A 23,077-nucleotide genomic window follows, 5' to 3' on the forward strand; every position below is an offset into this window, starting at 1 on the left:
CGCGATGAAAGTAGATTTTCCAAAGCATAATAATTAAAGTGTTGAAATTGGATCCCTATAAATTTCCTTATTTAATTTTAACATAAAAAAGAGCAGATAATCTGCTCTTTAATCTAATATATAAACTCTTACATTTCTTCTCCCAAATTTCAATGCTTCACTGTGACTTTCAAAGAATAAATCAATTCTATTTCCTTTGATAGCTCCTCCAGTGTCTTCTGCAACTGCAAACCCATAATCTTCAGAACCATCTAATGACTGTATATATAGTTTTGTCCCTAAAGGTATAACATTTGGATCTACTGCAACGACTCCAGGTCTTGCTTTTGTACCTGAAGCTGTTATACCAAAGTTTTCATCTCCTGGATTTTTACCTGTACTTTCATAAGATAAATCATATGCAGTAGCAACAGCTACAAAAGATCTTTTATAATTAGTTATACCTCTTGAAGATACAAAATAATCTTTAGTTCCTTTTTCAATTATTTGTGGTACAGGTTCTTTTATGATACTCTCTTTTAATACATTTTCAGCTACAAGCTCACCATTTTCATAAATTCTTTCTACTTCTACTTGTTTTATTCCATCTTCACCTGACTGAATTTCCTTAGTTTTGCCTTTTTCCAAATCATCACTATTTTTTGTTATCAATTGGTAAGGAATCTTCTCTTCCTTTGTTACTACTTCTTTATTTACCCTTGTGACACTAACTATTAAATTTGGTTGGGTTTCTACTTCTAGGGAAGGATTTACCTTATCATATTCTCCTAAGCTAATTCCTATATTATTCAATAAGTCCTTAATGCTTTGCTTAGGTGCCTTTATAGTAGTTCTATCATTGTCTATTTGTACAATTACTGGTATAGCTTTTTCTATTTGTATTTTCATACCATCTTTTACTTTATCGTCAGGATTTACATTGATTACATCATTATCATCAATGTTAATATTATTTTCATCTAATAATTCCTCAACTGTATTAGAAGTAGTTTCAACTACCATTTTTTCATCATCAATCATTAGAAAAACATTTTTAATAAAATAATCTTGAGCAGCAATACTAGCTAAAGAAATTATAGAAATAACAATAATAAGAGTAACAACCTTATTATTTTCTATAAATTTTAACATATACTTGACCTCCTAATTTTGTTCCCTAATCTATTGTATTATTTTATAATATACTTTAGTGATTTTCCATACTAATATTTGGATATTATTATAAACCTTTATAATTGATATAATATTATATCCAAAGTTTATTTTTTTATTCAATGGAGGAATTTTAATAATTAGATGAAATTGCATAATTACTACAAGGTCAAAATTATGCAAGTTATATAGTTGAATTTAAACTTGCAAAAAAAATGAAGCCAAAAACTGCTAATGTTTTTTGGCTTCATTTTTTTAATTCAATTATTACAAGCTATACTCCTACGTCTGTATCATCCAGCATAGGATACATGGGATTCATAGGATAATTAGGGTTCACAGGGTACATATATCCCCCATAATATGGATTCATAAATGGGCACATTCCTGGCATTGGTTGTGTTCCAGGCATTGGCCCCATTCCAGGCATTGGCTGCATACCTGGGCATGTTGGATACATTGGATATGTTGGATACATTGGGTACATTGGATATTGAGGATATTCAGGAGTTTCTGGACATTCCTCAGGCTTTTTTTCTGGTTCTTTATAGCGATCCCTGTCTCTTCTCATCAACTTTTTCAACTCCTTTATTTTAAATTGACTTATTAACATTATATGAAAAGAGACAGTTATGGTTACTATTTGTTAATTGAAAACAGTTCCTTAGCATTTTTAGAAGTATAGTTAGCCACCTTTTCAAAATCTACTGACTTTAATTGAGAAATCATGGCTGCAACATATCTAACATTTGATGGCTCATTTCTTTTCCCTCTTTTAGGCTCAGGAGTCAAATAAGGAGAATCAGTTTCTACCAATAAGTTTTCTAAAGGTATTTCTTTGGCTACCTCTTTAGGTACTTTTGCTTTTTTAAATGTAACAGGACCTGCAAATGATATATAAAATCCCATCTTAATGTATTCTTTTGCCATTTCTAAGCTTCCAGAATAACAGTGCAAAACACCTCTTAAAGTATCATCATATTCCTCTTTTATAATATCAAAGGTATCCTTATGAGCATCCCTATCATGAACAATTATGGGCAATTTTATCTTTTTAGCTAATCTTATCTGCTCTCTAAACCATTTTTTTTGTAGATCTCTAGGAGAATTGTCATAATAATAATCAAGACCTATCTCCCCTATAGCAACAACTTTTTCTTTTTGAGCAAGAGATTTTAACACCAATAAAGTATCATTATCCATATCCTCTACTTCATGAGGATGAACACCAACAGCTGCATATATATTATCATATTTTTCTGATAGGGAAATAGCCTTAACTGAAGAAGCTATATCGGCACCTGGATTTATCACAAGAGAAATACCATCTTTAGTCAAATCTTTAATTATTTTATCTCTATCTTCATCAAATCTCTCATCATCTAAATGAGCATGGCTGTCAATAAGCATTTTAAGCACCCCTTAATTTAAGATTATCAGGGAAAGTTGATTTCCCACAGGCTTATTTAAATTAACCTCATTGCTCTAAAGCTTCTAACTTATTCTTGCTCCACTTTCTATGTCTTCTAAAACAGATGCTAAAGTCAGCTTCTTCCCTTTTCCTGCTGCCAAAATCATTCCATGTGAATCTATTCCCCTCAATTTAATAGGTTTTAAATTATATACTAATATAACCTTCTTCCCTATTAAATCTTCAGGTTTATAATATTTAGCTATACCTGATACTACCTGTCTTTTTTCTTCCCCTACTTCAAGTTGTATTACTAATAATTTATCAGCATTAGGGTGTTTTTTTGCTTCCAAAACCTTAGCTACCCTTAAGTCTAGTTTATCAAAGTCGTCAATAGTGATATAGTCTTCATCTTGTTTTTCCTCTTTATTTGTATTTCCTTGCCTTTTAGCAATAAATTCTTCATTAACTTTATTTAGCCTTTCAAGCTCTTTTTCTACATCTAATCTTGGGAACAGTGAACCTTCTCTTCTTACCTTTACTCCAGAAGGTATTTTATGCCACTGTGATATTTCTTCCCATGAAGTTCCTTGACCGTTATCTATACCTAATTGCCTCCAAATGCTATTTGAAGTTTTCTCCATAAACGGTCTAATTAATACAGATATTATCCTTAAAGAATCTGCTAAGTTATATAATACTGTATCAAGTCTATCCTTATTACTATCATCTTTAGCTAATATCCAAGGTGTAGTTTCATCTATATACTTATTTGTTCTTCTAATAAGTTTCCATATTTCCTCTAAAGCATTGCTAAAATCAAGCTTATTAATATATTTATCTACCTTTTCTCCTGTAGATATTGCTAGATTTTTTAAGCTTTCATCATATTCTCCTTCTACTTTAGCCTCTGGTAAAATTCCTCCATTGTACTTATCTATCATAGCTACAGTTCTACTTACTAGATTGCCTAAGTCATTAGCCAAGTCAGAGTTTAATCTCTGTAGAAATTTCACTCTAGCAAAAGACCCATCTTGGCCAAAGGAAAATTCCCTTAGTAAGAAGTATTTTAATGCATCTATTCCGTAAAGTTCAAGAAGTGGTTCTGGATAGATAACGTTTCCTTTAGATTTTGACATTTTGTCATTCTCAAATAAAATCCAACCGTGACCAAATACTTTTTTAGGAAGTTCAACCCCTAATGCAAGCAATATAGCTGGCCAAATAATAGTGTGAAATCTTACTATTTCCTTCCCAACAAAATGAATATCAGCTGGCCAATATTTTTTGTAATCACTATCATTATCGGTAAGATAGCCTAATGCAGTAATATAATTACATACAGCATCGAACCATACATATATTGTATGCTTAGGATCAAAAGGCACCTTGATACCCCAATCTACAGTAGTCCTAGATACACATAAGTCTTCTAACCCTGGCTTTAAAAAGTTATTTATCATTTCGTTTCTTCTCGAATCAGGTTGAAGAAATTCAGGATTTTCTTCAAAATACTTTAATATCTGATCTTGATACTTTGATAGCTTGAAAAAATATGCTTCCTCTTTTGCTAGTTTAACATCTCTTCCACAATCAGGACATTTGCCGTCTACTAGCTGACTTTCAGTCCAAAAAGATTCACAAGGAGTACAATAATGTCCTTCATATTCACCTTTATAAATATCTCCTTGATCATATAATTTCTTAAATATCTTCTGAATTACCTCTTCATGCTGCTTATCTGTAGTTCTAATAAATATGTCATAGCTTATATCAAGTGTTTTCCACAATTCCTTTATATTTTTTACTATTGAATCTACATATTCTTTTGGGGTTAATCCTTTAGCTTTTGCTTTATCTGCTATTTTTTGACCGTGTTCATCTGTACCTGTAAGAAATTTAACATCATATCCTGTTAGCCTTTTAAATCTAGCAAAAGTATCTGCAGCAACAGTACAATATGTGTGTCCTATATGAAGATTATCGCTTGGATAATATAATGGTGTTGTAATATAATAAGTCTTTGTCATTTTATTCCCTCCTAAAATATTTTTTAATAAACAAAACCTTCGTCTCTATATAGAGACGAAGGTTATACTCCGCGTTACCACTCTAGTTTACATAAGCCTCACAGCTTATGCCTTGATAGGTTACTAACATAACCTTGTAAATATAACGGATACAATCCCGTTACAGCCTACTAAACTTTCAGCTGTACAGCTCAGGGGCCATCTTCAGCTTTATTCTTAACACCAGCTTTCACCTAACCTGGCTCTCTTTAGTTAATACTAAAGCCTACTCTTCCCTTCATAACCTTTATTAAGATAATATTTCCTATTTATTAAAAACTATACATAACTAATTATTTTTTGTCAAGAGGATTTTTAAAAGTTTATCTTCCAAATACAAAACTACATATAACTACAGATGCTATGACAGATGCAAGGTGTGATAATAAAGCTGCAGGAAGAGCATGCCTTGAATCTTTTATTCCAACTGCTCCAAAATACACAGCCATAGTGTAAAATATAGTCTCTGCAGAACCCATCATAGTAGATGCTACTCTCCCAGGAAAAGAATCAGGTCCAAAAGTAGTAATTATATCTCTCACTATAGCTAGAGAACCGCTGCCCGATATTGGTCTCATAATCATTAAAGGCAATACTTCACTTGGTATACCTGCTAAACTAGCAATAGGACCAAATATATTTACAATTATATTCATAGTACCTGAACGCTTAAATATGCCTATAGCTAAAAAGATTGCTATGAGGTAAGGCATTATCCTAATAGATGTCCTAAATCCTTTCTTAGCACCTTCAACAAATGTGTCATAAAGATTTACACCTTTTATATATCCATGAATTAATATTATAGATATAATAAAGGGAATAATTACAATAGATATCATTTCGAGTAATTTAACCATATTAATATCAGCTCCCTTATTCAAGTATTTTTACTGATATTATTCCAACTATTGTAGATACTATTGTAGCTATAAGAGAAGTACCGATTATTTCAGTAGGATTTATAGAACCCGCATCTGCTCTTATTTTTAACACAGTCAGTGGAACTAATTGTACAGAGGACATATTTATAACTAAAAACATACACATAGCATTTGTCGCTCTTTTTTTATCTTTATTGAGCTTATTCATCTCTTCCATAGCTTTTATCCCCAATGCTGTAGCTGAATTGCCTGCACCAAACATATTTGCCACCATATTCATAACTATTGCACTTATAGCAGGATGATCTTTTGGTATGTCTGGAAATAGTAGTCTAATAAGAGGCCTTAATGCTTTGCTAAAGCTTTTCACTAATCCTGATTTTTCTGCTATATTCATCAATCCCAGCCATAACGCCATAACTCCAGTAAGCCCTATAGCAAATTTAACTGCTTCTTGAGTATCATTTAATACTGCAGTATTTATTTCGTCTAAATTTCCTGTTAAAATTGCTACACCTATGCCAAATATAATCATAAAAGCCCAAATATAATTAATCAAAATTTTCACCACCGGATATTTCTGTAATACTATAAAAATTATTAATTGAGGAAATTGCATAATAAAATAATTTAAGAAATTTTGCAAGTTCCTCCTTTATAAAAATATATGTCTATAAGAAAAAAACATAACAAAAAGCCCTAAGTTTAAATAGGGCTTTTTTCTTCATAAGATATACAAAATGGAGTTTTCTTTTTTGTTATTTTACCTTGAGATACTAATTCCTCAAGACAATTTTTTAAATGATCTACATTTAAGGTGATGGTATGATTTGAATCAATCTCGATTTCTTTAACAACATCAGTCATATTCAACTCTAATATAGGAAGTTTATCTTTGATTAGATTATAAATTCTTTCTTGATCTTCATTTCTTTGGTTAACTAATTCATCAAAAGGATTTAAAGTATGTGGACTAGAGGTTTTAGCTGCCCTCACCCTCGCTGCTACAGTACGGCCATTGATAGCTGATGATATAAATACATCTCCTGATTTTAAATAAGGCAACCTTCTTGCTTCTTCCTCAGTAAGATCAGTCTCTTCTCTAATAGTTTGTATGTCTGAGCCCCTTACTGTTCTAAAAATCAGCTTCGTATTAAGCTGTGCAGTTATAGTTTCATCTAAAAGAGTAGGCCTTTGAGTAGCTAGAATAAGAAAAACTCCATATTTTCTGCCTTCCTGTGATATTTCTTTTAATATTGATTTTGATGGAGAATCATATCCCTTAGGAGCAAAATTGTGAGCTTCATCTGTGGCTATAATAAATGGTGGGAAATATTCTGCGTCGCTGTTTTTATACTGTGCATCTTTGTACTCTCTTCTTCTATGATATAAATTACTCATAAGATATGTTGAAAAAACTTGAATAAGTCGTATGTTCCCTTGTAAAACTATTAGTTTCCCAGATTTTAGCCCTTCTAAAATAGCCTTTATATCGTTACTAAATACCCCATCATTGTAAAGCCTAGTTAATCTCCAAATAACACCTTTTACTGAGCTACTTGGACAAGTCTTATCATATCTTTCAAATAGTTCCTTGCACTTTAACCATCTTTCCCTCTCTACATTAGTTTCTGCAGATTGAATAATCTTATCTAATTTAGAGATAGAACCTAAATCTTGTGCTTGAGAAAGCATATTCAACCTATCATAAAAACTTTGATATGAGTCTTTTCTTTTATGCAAAACATCTACAGTATTACTCATAGCATCGGAGATAGCACCAGATGCACCTAAAAGATTTTTTAAATCTTGTGTAGAAAGTTCAGTAAATTTAACTCCTACATCAAATCCAATCCTTAAACACTTAAATCTATTTGAAAAATCAAATTTATACTTTTCATCTAAATAGTCTGCAAATGTTGAGAAATCCATTTCAAAGTGAGGATCTAACACTATCGTTGGAATATTCAACTTCATTATCTCTTCTAAAATCACTCTCATACCAAAAGACTTCCCTGAACCAGAACCACCAAATATCCCTATATGTGGATATTGGTGCATAGACTTAATATCAAAAATAAATGGTATTCCCCTTTGAGGTTTTAATGAACCATCCTCAAATATAGGAGCAATATCTTCTAAGTTTTTATCCATACCATTAGTCATTTCTTCAGTGCTTTTTATTACTCCTATTACAAGCCCCTTATCTGGAGAAGTACTTACCATAAGGCTTTTTACTTCGTCAAATCTTGGTACTCTTACATCAGAACCTGTTTCTACAGGGTACTGAGCCTCATTAAGCAGCCTTACTCTAGCAATATATATAGTGTCTTCATCTATATCATATCCAATAGCTTTTAAAGATTCTATAACAGAGCTGTCCACCATTTCCCCATTGATATTTAAAGGTATATATCTGTTATAGGATTTTGTTTCAACCACTTCCCCCATTAATTCTCCTTGATTTTTATCCATAATTATCAATATCTCATTTATCCTAAAATTTCTATCATTGGAACCAATATATACCTCTTGTTGAGTTGTGATGCCTACAACCTTCATATTGCTCAACTCCTTCATATTTCTTTTAATGAGCTTTATTTATCTCATTGTCCTTTTGCTTCTTTCTGATTTAAATAACTTTTCTACAATTTCTTTATCAACATATCTTTCTACCAATCTATTAAGCATCTCATTTGATATTTTTACTTCACTATCTACTATATCAAGCCAAAATGGTACCCCTCTGCTTCCTTGTGGAGTAAGGGTATATGTAAGTCTTGCCATGCTTTCTAAATATTTTTCCTGGCTGTCAAGCATATCAATAGCTATCACAGAAGGGTCACGAGATGTTCTTAAAAATGCAGAAACTAATCCTTCATCAAATTTTCCTGTTTTAGTCTTTTTTATAGATATCATCTCACCAATGTCCAATACTCCATATAATATTTCTCTGTCAAATATATAACCTTTAGATATATTAATTATACCATTTTCTATTAATTCATCAGATATTACATTAGTCTTAATGTCTTTAATTACTCCTAATAATAAGATACCATTTTTTTCACATTCTTCTCTCAATTCCTTCCATTTATCCTCGCATTCTATTTTATATCTTATTAAAGATCCGTCCATCATAATAACATATGGGTTAAATTTTTTTATTCCTTTGATGGCAACATCAGCTTCTATAGCTGAAAGCTTATAATTAGATATAAAAGAATCCTTCTCTTCTTTTGTAGGGTTGTCCTTTTCTAATTTATCTAAAATATCCATTTCCCTATACATACATAAAGGAGTGTAAAAATCTGCTGCATATATAGGGTCTATATTATGTATAGAACTTTTAGCTAAGCCTTGGAACACTTCTATAAAGTGAGGGTATGCACCTCCTAATCTATTTCTCGACCCGTCAACTCCAACAAGACCTCCATTATGCATGAAGTTTTCCAATTCACCTTTATTCATCCTAGATATAGGTTTTATTGTCCCAACATTATTTTGGATGAAGTTCCTTAATTTATTTTTATCAGTATTAATAATTAGATGATAACTGTCTTTTAATATATCATTGATTTCAATAAACTTGTTTTTAAGTTCATTACTAATTTTTAACATATTTAACACCTCGTATGATAATATTATATTTTTTTTTAAAAATTGTTGACTTAAAATGGAATATATGGTATGATTTAATTGTAGAAAGAAGTCGATATTATAATATTAGACTAATGGGAGGATGAGAATGATGAAATCAACAGGCATTGTAAGAAAAGTAGATGAATTAGGGAGAGTAGTAATCCCTATCGAGTTAAGAAGAACATTAGACATAGCAGAAAAAGACGCTCTTGAAATCTACGTAGATGGTGAACAAATTATACTTAAAAAATATGCACCAGCATGTATATTCTGTGGACAAGCTAAAGATGTTACTGTATACAAAGGAAAAAACATCTGTCCAGCTTGTATGGAAGAACTAAAGAATTTATAATTAATACTATCTAAGTACATAAGAATCTACTTAGCCTTTAACAATGTTTAAAGGTAAAAGTAGATTCTTTTATTTTATTAAATATCTATGTCTATACTTTCCCTGTAAATATCACTTTTAGGAATATCTCTATCAATAGATACCTTTTTAATAGCTTGTTTTTTAGTAAATCCCTTGTTCATATAAAGAAGTATATGTTCCTTAATGCTAATGTCCTCCCATACCTGTCGTTCAACCTTTTTAATTTCTTCTTCAGAAATCCCTTCTACTACAATTACTATCTCTCCTTTTACCTTTTCATTAAATTTATTTAAGGCATCATCTACATATCCTCTAAATATTTCTTCGTATTTTTTTGTTAACTCCCTAGCAATTGAAAGCTTTCTTTTCCCAAACACCTTTTTTATATCTTTCAATGTTTTTTTTAATCTATGAGGTGCCTCATAGAATATCATAGTTCTTCTTTCTGCTTTAAGCTCTTCTAATCTTTTAAGTCTTTCACCACTATTTGATGATAAAAAGCCTTCAAAAACAAACTTTTCTGTAGGTAATCCAGAAATGACTAATGCTGTAATTAATGCAGTAGCACCCGGAAGGGCAGTTACCTTTACTCCCTTCTCTATAGCCAATTTTATCAAATCCTCCCCTGGGTCAGATATCCCTGGCATGCCAGCGTCAGATACTAAAGCTACATTTTCGCCACTGATAATTTTATTTATTATTATGTTTCCCCTTTCTTTTTTATTATGTTCATGATAGCTAATCAGTGGCTTCTTTATATCATAGTGATTTAAGAGTTTTATTGTGTGTCTAGTATCTTCTGCAGCTATTATATCTACACTTTTTAGTGTATTTAACACTCTTAAAGTTATATCCTCTAAATTGCCTATAGGAGTAGGACATATATACAATGTACCTTTTTTTTTCAATTTATTCAACTCCAGTTCCTTTATTTAAACCGTATATTTTATATATTTCATTAGTATAAGTTCCATCTTCATTATAAACATAAAGAGGGTCATGAAAAAGCAGTTCTGGTTTTGCAGCCTTTACGCTTTTTATTAATACTAAATTTGGCTTTTGGCCAACTTTTGGATGAACAAATCTAATAGCTTTTGGTTCAAGTTTATATTTTCTTAATAAGCATATTATATCTACTATCCTATGTGGCCTATGGACCATGAAAAATCTCCCATTGTGCTTTAACAATCTAGAAGAAATACGTATTACATCTTCTAGTGTTGCACATATCTCATGTCTAGATATAGCCTTCTTATCTCTTGGATTTATTAGTCCTTGTCCTTTAGGCATATACGGAGGGTTTGACGTAACTACATCAAATTTATTCACCCCTAATACATCTAAACTTTCCTTTAAATCAATATTTAATATATGTATTATATCTTCCAAGCCATTCAATTTTACTGACCTCTTTGCCATTTCTGCCACTTCATCTTGTATTTCTAAGCCGTATATTTTTTTTATATCGTTTTTTGCCCATATTAATAAAGGAATAATACCTGTTCCTGTACCTAAATCGACCACAGTAGATCGAGGCTTTATATCACAAAAATTAGAAAGTAGCACAGCGTCCATTCCAAAACAAAATCCCTTTGTGCTTTGAATTATTTTTAATCCTTTGCACTGCAAGTCATCTATTCTTTCGTCGTCTTTTAACAGTATATCTTGCACCATCATAACCCTCCAACTTCTTACCTCTTTTATTAATTGAGTAAATTGCATAGTTATTTTAAATTTAACCCCATTTACTTATATTTTATACAAAAAAGACCCTATTGCAAGGGTCTCTTTTAAGTAAATATTATTCTGGTTGAGGAGCATCTACTGGACATACATTTGCACATGCACCACATTCAATACATTTTTCTGGATCTATTACATATTTGTCATCTCCTGCACTTATAGCATCAACTGGACATTCTGCTTCGCAAGCTCCACAGCTAATGCAAGCATCACCTATTTTATAAGCCATCGGGTTCACCTCCTTAAGCAAATAGCTATGCATTTCTATTTTATTCTATCATTATTTTTTCATTATTTAAAGTATTTTTTTTGCTTGAAACAATTACCTAAAAAAGTTGTATAGTTACTCTATCTCTTTATTTTCTATCTCCTCATCTTTTATAACTTTTATTTTATCTAGAGGAAAACTAATTATATCTTCAGTACCATCTTCTAGCTTTACTTTAGCTTTTACTTTTTCTAGTAAAGTATTAGTTTCTGTTACTACCCCCTGTCCCATAGGAGTTTCCACCATTACCCCTACCTTAGGTAATTTTTTTAAAGTTTCTTCATATGTCTCATGTTCAAATTTCAAACAACACATAAGTCTTCCACAAATACCAGAAATCTTTGTTGGATTTAAAGAAATGTTTTGCTCCTTCGCCATTTTTATAGAAACAGGTTCAAATTCTCCTAAAAATGTAGCACAACACATAGGTTTACCACAAGGCCCTAATCCACCGATCATCTTTGACTCATCTCTAACTCCTATCTGTCTTAACTCAATTCTAGTTTTAAATATAGCAGCTAAGTCCTTAACTAACTCTCTAAAATCAACCCTACCGTCTGCGGTGAAATAAAATATAACTTTATTATTGTCAAAGGTATATTCTACATCTATAAGCTTCATTTCCAATTGGTGTTCTTTAATCTTTTCTAAACATATGTCAAAAGCATCTTTTGCTTTTCGTTTGTTTTCAAGGTTTACTTGAATATCTTCTTCTGTAGCTACCCTCAGCACACTTTTTAATGGAGAAACTATTTCCTCTTCTGTAATCTCTTTTGGCCCAACAACCACTTGTCCAAACTCTATTCCACGTGCTGTTTCTACTATAACCATGTCATCCTTTTTTATATCTATACCATCAGGATCAAAATAATATATCTTTCCTGCTTTTTTAAATCTTACTCCTACCACTGTTACCATATAATTAAACCTCCTGAATTTTTAAAAGCATTACTTCTAAGGACAATTGATAATTTACATTTAATTTAATATCATCCTTAGTTTTTTCAACAATATCTATTATATCATTTATTTTATTTTTTGATAATTTATTTGCCTGCTTTTTGATGATGTCTAGTTTATCTATATTTGTTATAATCTTACTGTTGTTAGTTTCCTTCATAACCAGTATATCTCTAAACCATACAGAAATAATATCTAAGATGTCATCTATTGAATCTTTCTCTTTTTCAAAAAAATCCACAAAAGATAAAGCTCTATACTTATCATTATCTTTTAGTATACAATCGATTATATCAATAACGTTATTTCTAATATCATTAAACCTTTCAGATTGAGATAGATTTATAGCTTTTCCCACCACACCATTAGAAAACGATGATATAAATTTTGCTTTTTCTTGAGTTTGACCATACCTTTTTACTAATATATCTTCTATCAATTTGTTTTCTACAGGTCTAAATCTTATAACTTGACATCTTGATAAAACAGTAGGTAGGATACTATAGCTATTATTAACAGTTAAAATAATAATAGCATAACTTGGAGGTTCCTCTAATGTTTTTAAAAAACAATTTTGTGCATCTTTGGTCATCTTATGAGCATCTTTAATGACATATACTTTCTTTTCACTTTCATATGGAAAAATTCTAATCGTTTTTTGAAGCTCTTCTATTTGTTCTTTTTTAATAGAATTTCCAGTAGAAGTTTCTATGTAAAAATCAGGATGATTATGAGAATCAAATTTTATACAAGAAGAACATTGATTACAAGGAAAACTCATTTTCTCTTTACACAAAAGAGTTTTAGCAAACACTTCTGCTACTAAAGTCTTCCCTGTAGAATCAGGCCCTTCAAAAATATAACTATGATTTACAGTGCCTTTTTTTATCGCTTTCTGTAAGTTGTCTATAACTCTTTTGTGTCCTATTATATCTGAAAAGTCCATCATTTTCCTCCATTACATATATATATCTAATATCAGACCTCTAATATCATCTATCTTCTTTAATATATTTATATTATTCTTTTCTTTCGCTAAGACTTCAGCAGTTAATTCCTCTAATTCCTTATTTACTCTTTTCACTATAGCATAAATTCTATGCCTTCCTCTTCTATCAAGAAAACTATTTTTACTAAATTTGACCATAGAATCTACAGATTCCCTTAAAAATTCCGAAACAAGTTTTTTATACTCTAATAGGTCTCCAACATCCATGCTTTTAGAAAGTTTATCAGCCTGAGCATCTATCTTATCAAGTAATGAATTTATTTTTTCTTTAATATTTAATGAAGTGGCTTTTTCTAGTTCCCCTGCAAAACTACTTTCTTTTACCCTTTTGTGTTTTCCTACTTCCTTATAATCTACATTTATAGTTTTAGAAGATTGATTAGTAATATCACTTATTTTCATAGTTTATCTCCCCTATATTTTTTCAAATTTTTCAACATCAACTACGAAAATTGTTGCCCCTCCAACATGAACTTCTACAGGATATGGCATATAAACTCCAGAAGTCCAAGTTGTTGGCGTTGGTGATGAAGTAATATGTTTTCTAGACTTACAAAGCTTATTTATTATATTCAATACATCATCTAATTTTTCATCTTCTACACCTATAAGAAGAGTCGTATTACCTGATTTTAAAAATCCTCCTGTAGTAGCTAACTTCGTCACCCTATATCTATTTTCCATAAGAGTATCAATTAACTTAGGAGCATCTTCATCCTGCACTATAGCAATAATAAGTTTCACACTAACCCCCCTCACTTCTAAAATTGTTATTTATTATCCTTTAGTAATTTATCTATCTCATCTTTAACTTGCTGAAATACATAATGTTTACTTTGATTAGCATCTATAACCTTTATATCGTCAGGATACATTTTTATTAGCTCTAAATACCCTTCATAAACTTTTTCGTGAAAACTAATATCTTCCATCTCAAGCCTATCGCCCCTATTTCTCCTCCTTTTTCTATTTAATCCTTTAGCTGGGTTGACCTTAAAAAATAATGTTAAGTCTGGTTTAAGTCCTTGAGTTGCAAAATCATTTATCTTTCTAACATTTTCTATTCCTAACTCCCTTCCTATCCCCTGATATACAAGGCTAGAATGGACAAATCTCTCACATATAACTATTTTATTCTCTTTTATAGAAGGTAATATTTTCTCATATACATGCTGCGCCCTTGAAGCCGCATATAATAATGCTTCAGTAACTGGAGACATTTTTACATTTTTATTATCTAATATTATTTTCCTTATATCTTCGCTTATATCTGTACCTCCTGGTTCTCTAGTAACCACAATATCATAACCTTTTTCCTTCAAATATGTCGTTAATAACCTTGTAATAGTGCTTTTCCCTGAGCCGTCAGGTCCTTCCAAGGTTATAAAATAACCTTTCATATCTATATATCATTCCTTTCAGTAATTATCTTGATGCCATAATATTTTAAAAATATACTTTATCTTTGCTATCAATTACTCTAATATATTTGTTATTATAATTATAATCTTTAAGACCTAAAATTTGAACATTATTTTTTAATAAAAAGTAAATATATTCCACAATCTCACTAGTTATTATTTCTCCTGGATTTAATAATGGAACTCCTGGTGGATAAGGTACAATAAAATCTGCAGAAACCATTTTTACACTTGATTTAATATCTACTAATTTAGAATTACTATAAAAAGCCTCATAAATTGGCATTGCTATGTGGGGCTGTGGGTATATTATTTCTATATTCGCCATTTCTTCTTGATAATCCTTTAATTTAGATATATTCTCTATAGAATATGCTAACTTTTCTATATCCTTCTTTTCGTCTAAAGCTGTAGTAATGGCTAGTCCATAATAATAATCAGACATTTCAAGCTGAATACTATAATTTTCTCTTAAAATACGTTCTAAAACCGTTCCTCTTATTTTATTTATTCCTATAATCAGCTTAGTTAAATCAAAATCATATACATTTTCTTCTTTTAAAATATCTTTATTAACTATTAAAACATTATCAAGCGAGTTTAAATAAGATGTCCAATGCTGTATGTTATTTATAAGGCTTTCTAATTTATATTTTCCTTCACTTTCCATATACGCCCTAGCAGCATCGAGGGAAGCCATTATTAAATATGACGGGCTTGTAGTTTGATATAAAGAAAGCATCAGCTTAAGCCTATCTACATCAATTCTGTCACTACCAACATGAACCATTGAACCTTGCGTAAATGCAGGTAGAGTTTTGTGAGTACTTTGTATCACTATATCTGCCCCAGCCTCTAGAGAAGTAATAGGTAATTTATTACTAAATTTAAAATGACTTCCATGTGCTTCGTCAACTATTAAGATTTTTTTATACTTATGAACTATATCAGATATCCTGGATATATCGCTACATATCCCATAATATGAAGGATACGTAATTACCACAGCCTTTACATCATTTCTTTTTAATGTATCTTCTAAATCACAAGGGTCTATTGATAATGTTAGATTGTATTTACTATTATATCTCGGATAAATGTAATGAATATTTAACCTTCCTAGTATAGCTGCATTATAAACTGACTTGTGACAATCCCTCTGTATCAAAATATCATCACCAGGGTTTGTAGAAGCACATATAGCAGCATATATCCCAGCAGTAGTCCCATTGACAGAATAAAATGTCTCATTTGCACCAAAAGTTTTTGCAGCTAGTTTTTCGCTCTCTAAAATTATTGAATTCGGGTTATGAAGATTATCCGTACCTTCCACTTCTGTAACATCTATAGAAGGAATAATCTCATTCCAATCTAGCAGTATTTTTTTCCCTTTATGGCCTGGCATATGAAATCTTAAATCTATTTCTTGGGCATATTTATTTAATCCGTTTATTATTGGTAATTTCATATTATTCACCTCCCAATTCCTTTTAAGATTAATATCAAAAGCTACGAACATTGGTCATGCATATTGAATAAAATATAATATATAGTCAACAATCTAATATAGTATTTATTAAGGAGATGATTGATAACTATGACTATTTGCAAAATATGCAATAAAGAAAACGCTGACGGAGTTAATATTTTAGGAATTCGTGTGTGTGAAGATTGCTTAGATAAAATTACAAGAGTTAATTTTGAAGATATAGAATATGATTATTATAAATTAGTATTAAAAAAGGCATGGATTGATTATATAGTTGGAGCAAACTAATTATCCACATTGTTCACTTAATTTGAATATTTTATTCACATTATCCACAATTAACAGTTGATAACTTATGTCAACAATCAATGGCTTAAAATAGCTTTAAGTGATATTTAGACTTTATCAAATAAAAATTATATGCTTCTTCTATACTATTTTACATAATTTCATTAATTAAGCTCTCATGAACAAAGTTGTCCACAGAATAATTATTTATCCACAATTTCAATATTATTATCCCAAATTTATAAACAACTTATCCACATATTATCTACTATTTTATTGCATAAAAATGTCCGAGCATTTATTTTTTACATAACACTTTCTTCTATATTTTTGTATAAAATGTTAATCATCCTTTCACTAGGTTTAAAAACAAATCTATATCTTTTACCTTCTCTTGTAAATTCTCCAACATAAAATTTATCATATTCTCTATCACAGACAAATCTATAAGTATATGATATATCCTTTTTAGACTTTATCTCTTTATAGGGTTTTAAAAACTGTATTTCATTTACTTCAATTTCTAATAACTTTTTATCTCGATTTCGTGCATGTTTTTTAAAGATTAGTTTATTGTCAATTAGAAGATATTCATATCCAGTTAAAAATCTATATATAAATATTACTACTACTAACAAAGAAAGAAATAGTATAGCTAAGCTCGCAAAATTTACATATTTTCTTCCTAAAGTATTGCACAAAGTAATAAGATAATTTACCACTACCACATACAAAAATGCACCTATAATAATCTGCCAAAATGGTTTAGCTTTTTTTGATACATTTTGTTTAATCATACCTTTCATGAGGATCCCCCTTATTATATCTTTGTATATATTCTAAACAAATAAATATTATTTATCAAATAACATATAAAAAAAGACACCTGAATGTCTCATTTACTGATAACTCGTATGTTATTTTTCTTTAAATTTTTATCTTTATAATAATTTGACTGTCGATTCACTTCTTTTCTTTTTGACAAACTATTATCTCTTGCAATTTTTATAACATCAACCACAATATATATTTGAAATATGGCTATAGGAAATAATAATATAATAGCTAGAACAATCTTCATACATAAGCCTCCAAAATAGAGAAAATATCTTTTTACATAACAATCCTTTTTTTTACATTATATCATTTATTCCTACATTTTACTATAGCCCTTTATAGAAAAAAGGTTCACTTATTGTGAACCTAAATCATGCTCTTCTTCCATATCTTCAATTGACGTTTTTTCAATCCAATAATCTTCATCTATCGTATCTTCTTCTTTTTCTTTTTCAGCCTTTGGTGATGTCAAAGATACTATGATTTCATCTTCATCATTTAATATTGTAAAATCTTCTCCAAACTCAACATCTGAAACCTTTAAAGCACTTCCTAGTTCTAAATTTGAAACATCTACTGATACAAATTTAGGAATATTTTTTGGGTAACATTCAACTTCTATTTTTTTTAGCTGATGTTGTAATATCCCATCTCTGTTGACTACCTGCTTACCAGATAACATTATTGGAATTGATGTACGGATTTTTTCTTTACTATCAATTTGTTGTAAATCAATATGTATAATATCTTTTGTAATTGGGTCTCTCTGTATCTCTTTTATCATAGATGGATAATTATTACCATCTATGATTACATTAACCAAAGAATTTTCACCAAAACTTTTTACAATTCTATTTATTTCTATCTTGTCTAACTCAACTGTCAAGTTTGAAGAATTGCTACCATAAATTATACCAGGCACATAACCTCTCCTACGAACTCTATTACAGCCTCTACTTCCTATTTCATTCCGTATCTTACATACCATTTTAGCATCTAGCATCTTAATTCCCTCCTATTATAGTCTTCTTTATCTAATTATGTCCTATACTTTAACTTTTTAGTCATGGAGGGTATCTTAATATTAAAAAATCAGGGAATATTTCACCCTGATTTTATTCTAATATACTCTTTTCACTTTCATAAATAGGAACTTCTTCTTCGTCTGTTTCTTCTGCTTTATTAGAAGTAGTTAATAATGCAACAGTTTCATTTAAATCATTTAATACTTCTATTTTTTCATCATTAACTATATCCAAATCTCCTACCTTTAATGATTCTCCAAAACTCAAATTTGATACATCTAATGAAACTGATTGAGGTATATCTTGAGGTAAACATTGTATTTCTAATTCATCTAATTGCTGCTGTATAATAGCTGTATTGTCTGAAATCTTTTCTTTACCAACTAATATAATAGGTATACTTAACTTAACTTTCTCACCAGCAGCAAGCTGTTGAAAATCAACGTGTAAAATTTCGTTTTTTAAAGTATCTACTTGAATTTCCTTAATAATAGCAGGAATTGTTTTGCCGTCCACTTCTAAATTTAATGAACTACTATATCCATATTTATTAACAAATTTTTGCAAATCAAACTTGTTTACTTTTAAAAGCTTAGTTTCTTTTTTTCTACCGTACATTACTCCAGGTACTAAATTATGCTTTCTCAATTTAATGGAATAATTCTTACCACTGTTATTTCTCAAATCTACCCTTAACTTTGGTACTCCCATATCATTTCCCCCTTTGTATTGATGATTAGTAGAAATAAACAGTTTCATCGAATTAACTCAGATATAAGCATATAAGCCACTGGTTATCTCAATACATATAATATATCACAAAATTTAAATTAATTCAAACAATGTGAATTTTTTATTAAAGTGTTAAACTTGTTTCACAAAATTAATCTTAAAATAATCAATAGTATAACACCAGGTATGCCTAAAAAGCCAACTATTAGTGCAGTGACCACGTTTATGCCTATGCTAAATCCAATAAGCTTTCCAATTAAATTTAATATAACTAGTATAACTCCTCCTATTACACCATTTATTATCAATTTCACGATAATTTTTATAGGTATAATAAGAAGCCATCCTATTATATATAATAAAATTAATCCAAATGCATAAGCTAATATTACATTAATCCCTATATCGAGACCCATTTATATCACCTCTATATCTTATACTAATATATATAAAGGTTATCCAAAAAATATTACCTAATTTAAAACTATATTATCTTTGCCTTTATTCCTTTTTTTCTTGCTTGCTTCAATAGATATATATATTTTAATCTAGAGGCCTCCATTTTATATATCGCATAATCAACTAAATCAGGGTCCGATACATTTTGAAAAAATATTTGAGATTTCTGCCAATCCCAATGAGCTTTTTTTAAATTTTGAATAAACTCCTTATTTTCATCTTTCTTAGAAACCAAATTTTTAGTAATAAAATGTAAAGAACTATTTAAATTTTTATATTTGCCTTTTATTCCTTCTTTAAAGGTTTTTGCCTTTAATTCATCCATATAAATCCCCACCTTAAATATAATTTATTGGTATTATTGACATGTTTTAACCTATTTATACAGGGGACTCTAGGATTAATTTTTTTACCATCTTCATTTATTTATATCTTTTATTAATTTTCTGGCAACTTTATTTACTATATCATAACTAAATCCTTTATAAAGTAAATGTCTTGCTAACTTTTCATATGCTTTTCTTTTATCAATATCTTTTATGCTTTTCATCTTCTTCTCTCCAATATATAAGGCATTTTCATATTCTATCTCATCATTGATATTGATTGATAAAGCTTCTTCTATGATTTTTGAATCTATTTTTTTATTATACAAATCTTGTTTTATGCGATTTTTTCCAATTTTTTTAATATTCTGTTTATCCCTTATTATTATATTTGCCAATTCTATATCGTCTATCATTTTGTATTCTTTTAATACCTTTATAACCCTATCTATTATATGCTCTTCATACTTTTTTCTCTTAAGCTTTGTTCTAATCATCTCTTCACTCTGCATACTATGGCTTAGTATGTTAAAAGCTGTGTTTTTAGCTTTGATGTAATTTTCTTCATCTATGATTTCTTTTAGCATATCTTCATTTATTTCCATACCTTTTCTCAAATTATATTTATACACTATTTCAGCCGATACTCCAAGGAAAAACTCATTATCAATATAAATATTTACTCTATCAGTATTATTCTTTTGCTTTTCTATCTTAGTGATCACTGCTTTTTTTTCACCTCTGCTCACAATCTTACATATCATTAGGTTTATATTCAAATCTATAGTGTCCTGTAATTCCATGAGATTTATACCATCTTATCAAAGCGTCTTCCTCTCTCACAGGTTGACCTGCATTGTGGATTAAAATAGGTTTATTTTCTGCATCTTTTCTAGCACCTAATAATATATCTGTGTAGTCATCAATACCATTTTGATTGTAATCATTTTTACTATATATTGTTTCAATGCCAAAGTCTTCAGCCTTATATATTTTCTGAGGTAATAAATTAAAATATGAGAGGATTCCCAAAATAAATACAAATGTAACTGCCATAAATAACACTATCAATTTTTTTCGTATACTTACTTTCATATAATTTTCCCCCCATATTATTTTAGCTCTACTGCAATTGTGCAATTTCCTCTTTTATCTTTATGCAATGTTATTCTACCTTATTTTATTATATCATTTTAATAAAAGCAATCAATTGAAAGCAACGTTAGTTATTATTTAAAAATATCATCTCTGCCCTTAAAATTAATAAATCATGGCTTAAGAATTTAAAATTCATCATAAGCCATGATTTATTAATTCAAAAATATCTATTTTTTTATATAACAATTCAATTTATAATTTCCATTTTTTAATAAGCAAATATAATATGAAATTAAACAATTTTATGAAAAATTAAATTATTTAATTTTATCTCTTATTATAGAATAAAAAAGTGAACAAATGGTGTTGCTAAAAGTAATGACAAAATAACTCTTTCAACCCATATAATTATTAGTTCTTTAATATCAATTTTAATATCTGTTGCTAAAATGCAAGGAATAGATGCAGAGAAGAACAACAATTCAGAAACACAGACTATAGCTACAACTGCTTGTACCAATGGAGAAGAAGAAGCAACTATGCTAGCTGGAAGAAACATCTCTGCTAAACTTATTGCACATGCTTTAGCAAGTAATGTAGCTTCAGCTCCAAATCCTAAAAGTTTCGTAAATGGTAAGAAAATATATCCCATAACATCAAATACTGGTGTATATTCAGCAAGCACAAGACCAAAAAATCCAATTGACATAAGTGTTGGTCCAATAGAAAGGGCAAGTCCTATACCATCCTTAAAATTTTTTATAATTCCTTCTACTACTCCTGGAGCCATTTCACAGGATTTAAGCCCTTCTTCTAAAGCGGTAGAAAGTACTTTTCCTTTTTCAGCTTTTGGCTCAGGTATAACCTTTCTACCATTATAACCATCATCAGATTTTCTTGACAAAGGATACATTCTTGTTGTTAATGCTGTTACAATAAAGGTTATGATAAGTGTTCCCCAAAAATATAAATTCCATTTATCCATTAAGCCAAGTGTTTTAGCTACAACAACCATAAAAGTTGCAGATACTGTAGAAAAACCTGTTGCTATAATACAAGCTTCCTTATTAGAATAATACCCTTCTTTATACACTCTGTTAGTAATAAGCAATCCTACTGAATAACTACCAACAAAGGACGCTACTGCATCAACAGCTGAACGGCCTGGTGTCTTCCATACAGGACGCATAATAGGCCTCATAAAAACTCCAATAAATTCCATGAATCCATAATTCATTAAAAATGCTAAAAATACTGCTCCAACAGGAACTAGTAAAGTAACTGGAATAACAACTTTATTAAAAACAAACGGAAGCATTCCTGGAGACTGTATCCTATCTGAACCTAGTTTGAATACCGCTGCAAAATATACAAATATTCCTAATACTTTAAAAATTGAGAAAACAGTAGTAACACCATCTTTATTCCACGTTTTTTTAATAAATGGTAGCATTGCTCCAATAATAATTATTACTCCAGCATAAACAACTCCAAAATTAGGAATTTGACGGATAAAACTTACTATATGATCAATTGGTATTGTATTTTTCCCATTAATAGTAATAGGAACAAAAAACATAAAAATACCCAAAAGATTTAAAAGAATAAATCTAGCTATTGTTTTAGTTTTTCTAGCTTCTTTTATCATATTTAATTCCTCCATAAGCTAAAGAAATCCTTTTCCTTAGTAGAATACAAACTCCAATTTTCTATCACAGCATATAACCGCCTCCTTACTTATTAAAATTTTGTATTCTTTATATGCGAAAAATTACATAATTATCTGAAAAATTCTCTCTATTACATTTTAATATCAAATCGTCACCAAAACGTCTATTTTTGTAAGATTATTTAATTTATATTATAGGTAAACAAGTTAAAACAAGTTAAA

28 protein-coding genes and 1 other annotated feature are annotated in these 23,077 nt (G+C 29.7%); of the genes, 2 read left to right on the top strand and 26 right to left on the bottom strand.

Annotated features, from left to right (window positions below):
* Positions 1-108: 108 nt before the first annotated feature.
* The 8 genes from ACZ41D_RS00415 to ACZ41D_RS00450 form a co-directional block, all read right to left on the bottom strand.
* On the bottom strand, positions 109-1,131 hold the full coding sequence (locus ACZ41D_RS00415; protein ID WP_464151965.1) for a 3D domain-containing protein: 1,023 nt from the start codon (positions 1,129-1,131) through the stop codon (positions 109-111).
* Between the two features lie 295 nt (positions 1,132-1,426).
* Positions 1,427-1,723: a hypothetical protein gene (locus ACZ41D_RS00420; protein ID WP_464151966.1), complete on the bottom strand. Its 297-nt coding sequence runs from the start codon at positions 1,721-1,723 to the stop codon at positions 1,427-1,429.
* A gap of 68 nt (positions 1,724-1,791) precedes the next feature.
* On the bottom strand, positions 1,792-2,562 hold the full coding sequence (locus tag ACZ41D_RS00425; protein WP_464151967.1) for a TatD family hydrolase: 771 nt from the start codon (positions 2,560-2,562) through the stop codon (positions 1,792-1,794).
* A gap of 84 nt (positions 2,563-2,646) precedes the next feature.
* Positions 2,647-4,593, bottom strand: coding sequence for a methionine--tRNA ligase (gene metG, locus ACZ41D_RS00430; protein WP_464151968.1), 1,947 nt, complete (start codon positions 4,591-4,593; stop codon positions 2,647-2,649).
* Positions 4,594-4,641: 48 nt separating this feature from the next.
* Positions 4,642-4,883: a binding site (T-box leader), on the bottom strand.
* A 72-nt stretch (positions 4,884-4,955) separates the two neighbouring features.
* Positions 4,956-5,492, bottom strand: a complete 537-nt coding sequence (locus ACZ41D_RS00435) for a spore maturation protein (protein ID WP_464151969.1) — start codon at positions 5,490-5,492, stop codon at positions 4,956-4,958.
* Between the two features lie 16 nt (positions 5,493-5,508).
* Complete coding sequence (locus ACZ41D_RS00440; RefSeq protein ID WP_464153096.1) at positions 5,509-6,084, bottom strand: nucleoside recognition domain-containing protein; 576 nt, start codon at positions 6,082-6,084, stop codon at positions 5,509-5,511.
* 137 nt (positions 6,085-6,221) lie between these two features.
* On the bottom strand, positions 6,222-8,078 hold the full coding sequence (locus ACZ41D_RS00445) for an ATP-binding protein (protein ID WP_464151970.1): 1,857 nt from the start codon (positions 8,076-8,078) through the stop codon (positions 6,222-6,224).
* A gap of 39 nt (positions 8,079-8,117) precedes the next feature.
* Positions 8,118-9,137, bottom strand: coding sequence for a DNA double-strand break repair nuclease NurA (locus ACZ41D_RS00450; RefSeq protein ID WP_464151971.1), 1,020 nt, complete (start codon positions 9,135-9,137; stop codon positions 8,118-8,120).
* 127 nt (positions 9,138-9,264) lie between these two features.
* On the opposite strand from ACZ41D_RS00450, the gene ACZ41D_RS00455 reads away from it, so the two are divergent.
* Positions 9,265-9,510 carry an AbrB/MazE/SpoVT family DNA-binding domain-containing protein gene (locus ACZ41D_RS00455; protein ID WP_464151972.1) on the top strand — a complete coding sequence of 82 codons (246 nt, stop codon included), beginning with the start codon at positions 9,265-9,267 and terminating at the stop codon, positions 9,508-9,510.
* 77 nt (positions 9,511-9,587) lie between these two features.
* Here the strand turns inward: ACZ41D_RS00455 and rsmI are convergent, their stop codons facing one another.
* The 9 genes from rsmI to ACZ41D_RS00500 form a co-directional block, all read right to left on the bottom strand.
* Positions 9,588-10,439 carry a 16S rRNA (cytidine(1402)-2'-O)-methyltransferase gene (gene rsmI, locus ACZ41D_RS00460; RefSeq protein ID WP_464151973.1) on the bottom strand — a complete coding sequence of 284 codons (852 nt, stop codon included), beginning with the start codon at positions 10,437-10,439 and terminating at the stop codon, positions 9,588-9,590.
* A gap of 1 nt (position 10,440) precedes the next feature.
* A complete protein-coding gene (locus ACZ41D_RS00465) occupies positions 10,441-11,202 on the bottom strand; it encodes a tRNA1(Val) (adenine(37)-N6)-methyltransferase (protein WP_464151974.1) in 762 nt (253 codons plus the stop codon).
* 130 nt (positions 11,203-11,332) lie between these two features.
* Positions 11,333-11,503 (bottom strand): DUF362 domain-containing protein, encoded by a 171-nt coding sequence (locus tag ACZ41D_RS00470; RefSeq protein ID WP_464151975.1) that lies wholly within the window; start codon positions 11,501-11,503, stop codon positions 11,333-11,335.
* Between the two features lie 114 nt (positions 11,504-11,617).
* A complete protein-coding gene (locus ACZ41D_RS00475; RefSeq protein ID WP_464151976.1) occupies positions 11,618-12,460 on the bottom strand; it encodes a PSP1 domain-containing protein in 843 nt (280 codons plus the stop codon).
* Between the two features lie 4 nt (positions 12,461-12,464).
* On the bottom strand, positions 12,465-13,448 hold the full coding sequence (gene holB / locus ACZ41D_RS00480) for a DNA polymerase III subunit delta' (protein WP_464151977.1): 984 nt from the start codon (positions 13,446-13,448) through the stop codon (positions 12,465-12,467).
* 12 nt (positions 13,449-13,460) lie between these two features.
* Positions 13,461-13,913 carry a YaaR family protein gene (locus tag ACZ41D_RS00485; RefSeq protein ID WP_464151978.1) on the bottom strand — a complete coding sequence of 151 codons (453 nt, stop codon included), beginning with the start codon at positions 13,911-13,913 and terminating at the stop codon, positions 13,461-13,463.
* A 12-nt stretch (positions 13,914-13,925) separates the two neighbouring features.
* The gene (locus ACZ41D_RS00490; RefSeq protein ID WP_464151979.1) at positions 13,926-14,255 is read right to left on the bottom strand and encodes a cyclic-di-AMP receptor; all 330 of its coding nucleotides are present in this window, start codon (positions 14,253-14,255) and stop codon (positions 13,926-13,928) included.
* A gap of 26 nt (positions 14,256-14,281) precedes the next feature.
* Complete coding sequence (tmk, locus tag ACZ41D_RS00495) at positions 14,282-14,911, bottom strand: dTMP kinase (RefSeq protein WP_464151980.1); 630 nt, start codon at positions 14,909-14,911, stop codon at positions 14,282-14,284.
* Between the two features lie 46 nt (positions 14,912-14,957).
* A complete protein-coding gene (locus ACZ41D_RS00500; protein WP_464151981.1) occupies positions 14,958-16,400 on the bottom strand; it encodes an aminotransferase class I/II-fold pyridoxal phosphate-dependent enzyme in 1,443 nt (480 codons plus the stop codon).
* 129 nt (positions 16,401-16,529) lie between these two features.
* On the opposite strand from ACZ41D_RS00500, the gene ACZ41D_RS00505 reads away from it, so the two are divergent.
* Positions 16,530-16,709: a sigma factor G inhibitor Gin gene (locus ACZ41D_RS00505; protein ID WP_464151982.1), complete on the top strand. Its 180-nt coding sequence runs from the start codon at positions 16,530-16,532 to the stop codon at positions 16,707-16,709.
* A 305-nt stretch (positions 16,710-17,014) separates the two neighbouring features.
* On the opposite strand, the gene ACZ41D_RS00510 is transcribed toward ACZ41D_RS00505, so the two are convergent.
* From ACZ41D_RS00510 to ACZ41D_RS00550, 9 genes are all read right to left on the bottom strand, one after another.
* Complete coding sequence (locus ACZ41D_RS00510; RefSeq protein WP_464151983.1) at positions 17,015-17,515, bottom strand: hypothetical protein; 501 nt, start codon at positions 17,513-17,515, stop codon at positions 17,015-17,017.
* A gap of 89 nt (positions 17,516-17,604) precedes the next feature.
* Positions 17,605-17,790: a hypothetical protein gene (locus ACZ41D_RS00515; protein ID WP_464151984.1), complete on the bottom strand. Its 186-nt coding sequence runs from the start codon at positions 17,788-17,790 to the stop codon at positions 17,605-17,607.
* A 111-nt stretch (positions 17,791-17,901) separates the two neighbouring features.
* Positions 17,902-18,549, bottom strand: coding sequence for a 50S ribosomal protein L25 (locus tag ACZ41D_RS00520; protein ID WP_464151985.1), 648 nt, complete (start codon positions 18,547-18,549; stop codon positions 17,902-17,904).
* A 112-nt stretch (positions 18,550-18,661) separates the two neighbouring features.
* Complete coding sequence (locus ACZ41D_RS00525; protein ID WP_464151986.1) at positions 18,662-19,282, bottom strand: 50S ribosomal protein L25; 621 nt, start codon at positions 19,280-19,282, stop codon at positions 18,662-18,664.
* Positions 19,283-19,446: 164 nt separating this feature from the next.
* A complete protein-coding gene (locus ACZ41D_RS00530; RefSeq protein WP_464151987.1) occupies positions 19,447-19,719 on the bottom strand; it encodes a pro-sigmaK processing inhibitor BofA family protein in 273 nt (90 codons plus the stop codon).
* Between the two features lie 68 nt (positions 19,720-19,787).
* Positions 19,788-20,087 carry a DUF2508 family protein gene (locus ACZ41D_RS00535; protein ID WP_464151988.1) on the bottom strand — a complete coding sequence of 100 codons (300 nt, stop codon included), beginning with the start codon at positions 20,085-20,087 and terminating at the stop codon, positions 19,788-19,790.
* Positions 20,088-20,180: 93 nt separating this feature from the next.
* Positions 20,181-20,813, bottom strand: a complete 633-nt coding sequence (recX, locus tag ACZ41D_RS00540; RefSeq protein WP_464151989.1) for a recombination regulator RecX — start codon at positions 20,811-20,813, stop codon at positions 20,181-20,183.
* 28 nt (positions 20,814-20,841) lie between these two features.
* Positions 20,842-21,183: a hypothetical protein gene (locus tag ACZ41D_RS00545; protein ID WP_464151990.1), complete on the bottom strand. Its 342-nt coding sequence runs from the start codon at positions 21,181-21,183 to the stop codon at positions 20,842-20,844.
* 340 nt (positions 21,184-21,523) lie between these two features.
* Positions 21,524-22,834 carry a YjiH family protein gene (locus ACZ41D_RS00550; protein WP_464151991.1) on the bottom strand — a complete coding sequence of 437 codons (1,311 nt, stop codon included), beginning with the start codon at positions 22,832-22,834 and terminating at the stop codon, positions 21,524-21,526.
* Positions 22,835-23,077: the final 243 nt, after the last annotated feature.

It is taken from the genome of Brassicibacter thermophilus (assembly GCF_055378355.1).

Bases quoted from the DNA above. Each gene is read 5' to 3' on its own strand.
- ACZ41D_RS00415 (WP_464151965.1), bottom strand. From the start codon at position 1,131: ATGTTAAAATTTATAGAAAATAATAAGGTTGTTACTCTTATTATTGTT.
- ACZ41D_RS00420 (WP_464151966.1), bottom strand. From the start codon at position 1,723: ATGAGAAGAGACAGGGATCGCTATAAAGAACCAGAAAAAAAGCCTGAG.
- ACZ41D_RS00425 (WP_464151967.1), bottom strand. From the start codon at position 2,562: ATGCTTATTGACAGCCATGCTCATTTAGATGATGAGAGATTTGATGAA.
- metG (WP_464151968.1), bottom strand. From the start codon at position 4,593: ATGACAAAGACTTATTATATTACAACACCATTATATTATCCAAGCGAT.
- ACZ41D_RS00435 (WP_464151969.1), bottom strand. From the start codon at position 5,492: ATGGTTAAATTACTCGAAATGATATCTATTGTAATTATTCCCTTTATT.
- ACZ41D_RS00445 (WP_464151970.1), bottom strand. From the start codon at position 8,078: ATGAAGGTTGTAGGCATCACAACTCAACAAGAGGTATATATTGGTTCC.
- ACZ41D_RS00450 (WP_464151971.1), bottom strand. From the start codon at position 9,137: ATGTTAAAAATTAGTAATGAACTTAAAAACAAGTTTATTGAAATCAAT.
- ACZ41D_RS00455 (WP_464151972.1), top strand. From the start codon at position 9,265: ATGATGAAATCAACAGGCATTGTAAGAAAAGTAGATGAATTAGGGAGA.
- ACZ41D_RS00470 (WP_464151975.1), bottom strand. From the start codon at position 11,503: ATGGCTTATAAAATAGGTGATGCTTGCATTAGCTGTGGAGCTTGCGAA.
- ACZ41D_RS00475 (WP_464151976.1), bottom strand. From the start codon at position 12,460: ATGGTAACAGTGGTAGGAGTAAGATTTAAAAAAGCAGGAAAGATATAT.
- holB (WP_464151977.1), bottom strand. From the start codon at position 13,448: ATGGACTTTTCAGATATAATAGGACACAAAAGAGTTATAGACAACTTA.
- ACZ41D_RS00485 (WP_464151978.1), bottom strand. From the start codon at position 13,913: ATGAAAATAAGTGATATTACTAATCAATCTTCTAAAACTATAAATGTA.
- tmk (WP_464151980.1), bottom strand. From the start codon at position 14,911: ATGAAAGGTTATTTTATAACCTTGGAAGGACCTGACGGCTCAGGGAAA.
- ACZ41D_RS00500 (WP_464151981.1), bottom strand. From the start codon at position 16,400: ATGAAATTACCAATAATAAACGGATTAAATAAATATGCCCAAGAAATA.
- ACZ41D_RS00505 (WP_464151982.1), top strand. From the start codon at position 16,530: ATGACTATTTGCAAAATATGCAATAAAGAAAACGCTGACGGAGTTAAT.
- ACZ41D_RS00510 (WP_464151983.1), bottom strand. From the start codon at position 17,515: ATGAAAGGTATGATTAAACAAAATGTATCAAAAAAAGCTAAACCATTT.
- ACZ41D_RS00515 (WP_464151984.1), bottom strand. From the start codon at position 17,790: ATGAAGATTGTTCTAGCTATTATATTATTATTTCCTATAGCCATATTT.
- ACZ41D_RS00520 (WP_464151985.1), bottom strand. From the start codon at position 18,549: ATGCTAGATGCTAAAATGGTATGTAAGATACGGAATGAAATAGGAAGT.
- ACZ41D_RS00525 (WP_464151986.1), bottom strand. From the start codon at position 19,282: ATGGGAGTACCAAAGTTAAGGGTAGATTTGAGAAATAACAGTGGTAAG.
- ACZ41D_RS00530 (WP_464151987.1), bottom strand. From the start codon at position 19,719: ATGGGTCTCGATATAGGGATTAATGTAATATTAGCTTATGCATTTGGA.
- ACZ41D_RS00535 (WP_464151988.1), bottom strand. From the start codon at position 20,087: ATGGATGAATTAAAGGCAAAAACCTTTAAAGAAGGAATAAAAGGCAAA.
- ACZ41D_RS00545 (WP_464151990.1), bottom strand. From the start codon at position 21,183: ATGAAAGTAAGTATACGAAAAAAATTGATAGTGTTATTTATGGCAGTT.
- ACZ41D_RS00550 (WP_464151991.1), bottom strand. From the start codon at position 22,834: ATGATAAAAGAAGCTAGAAAAACTAAAACAATAGCTAGATTTATTCTT.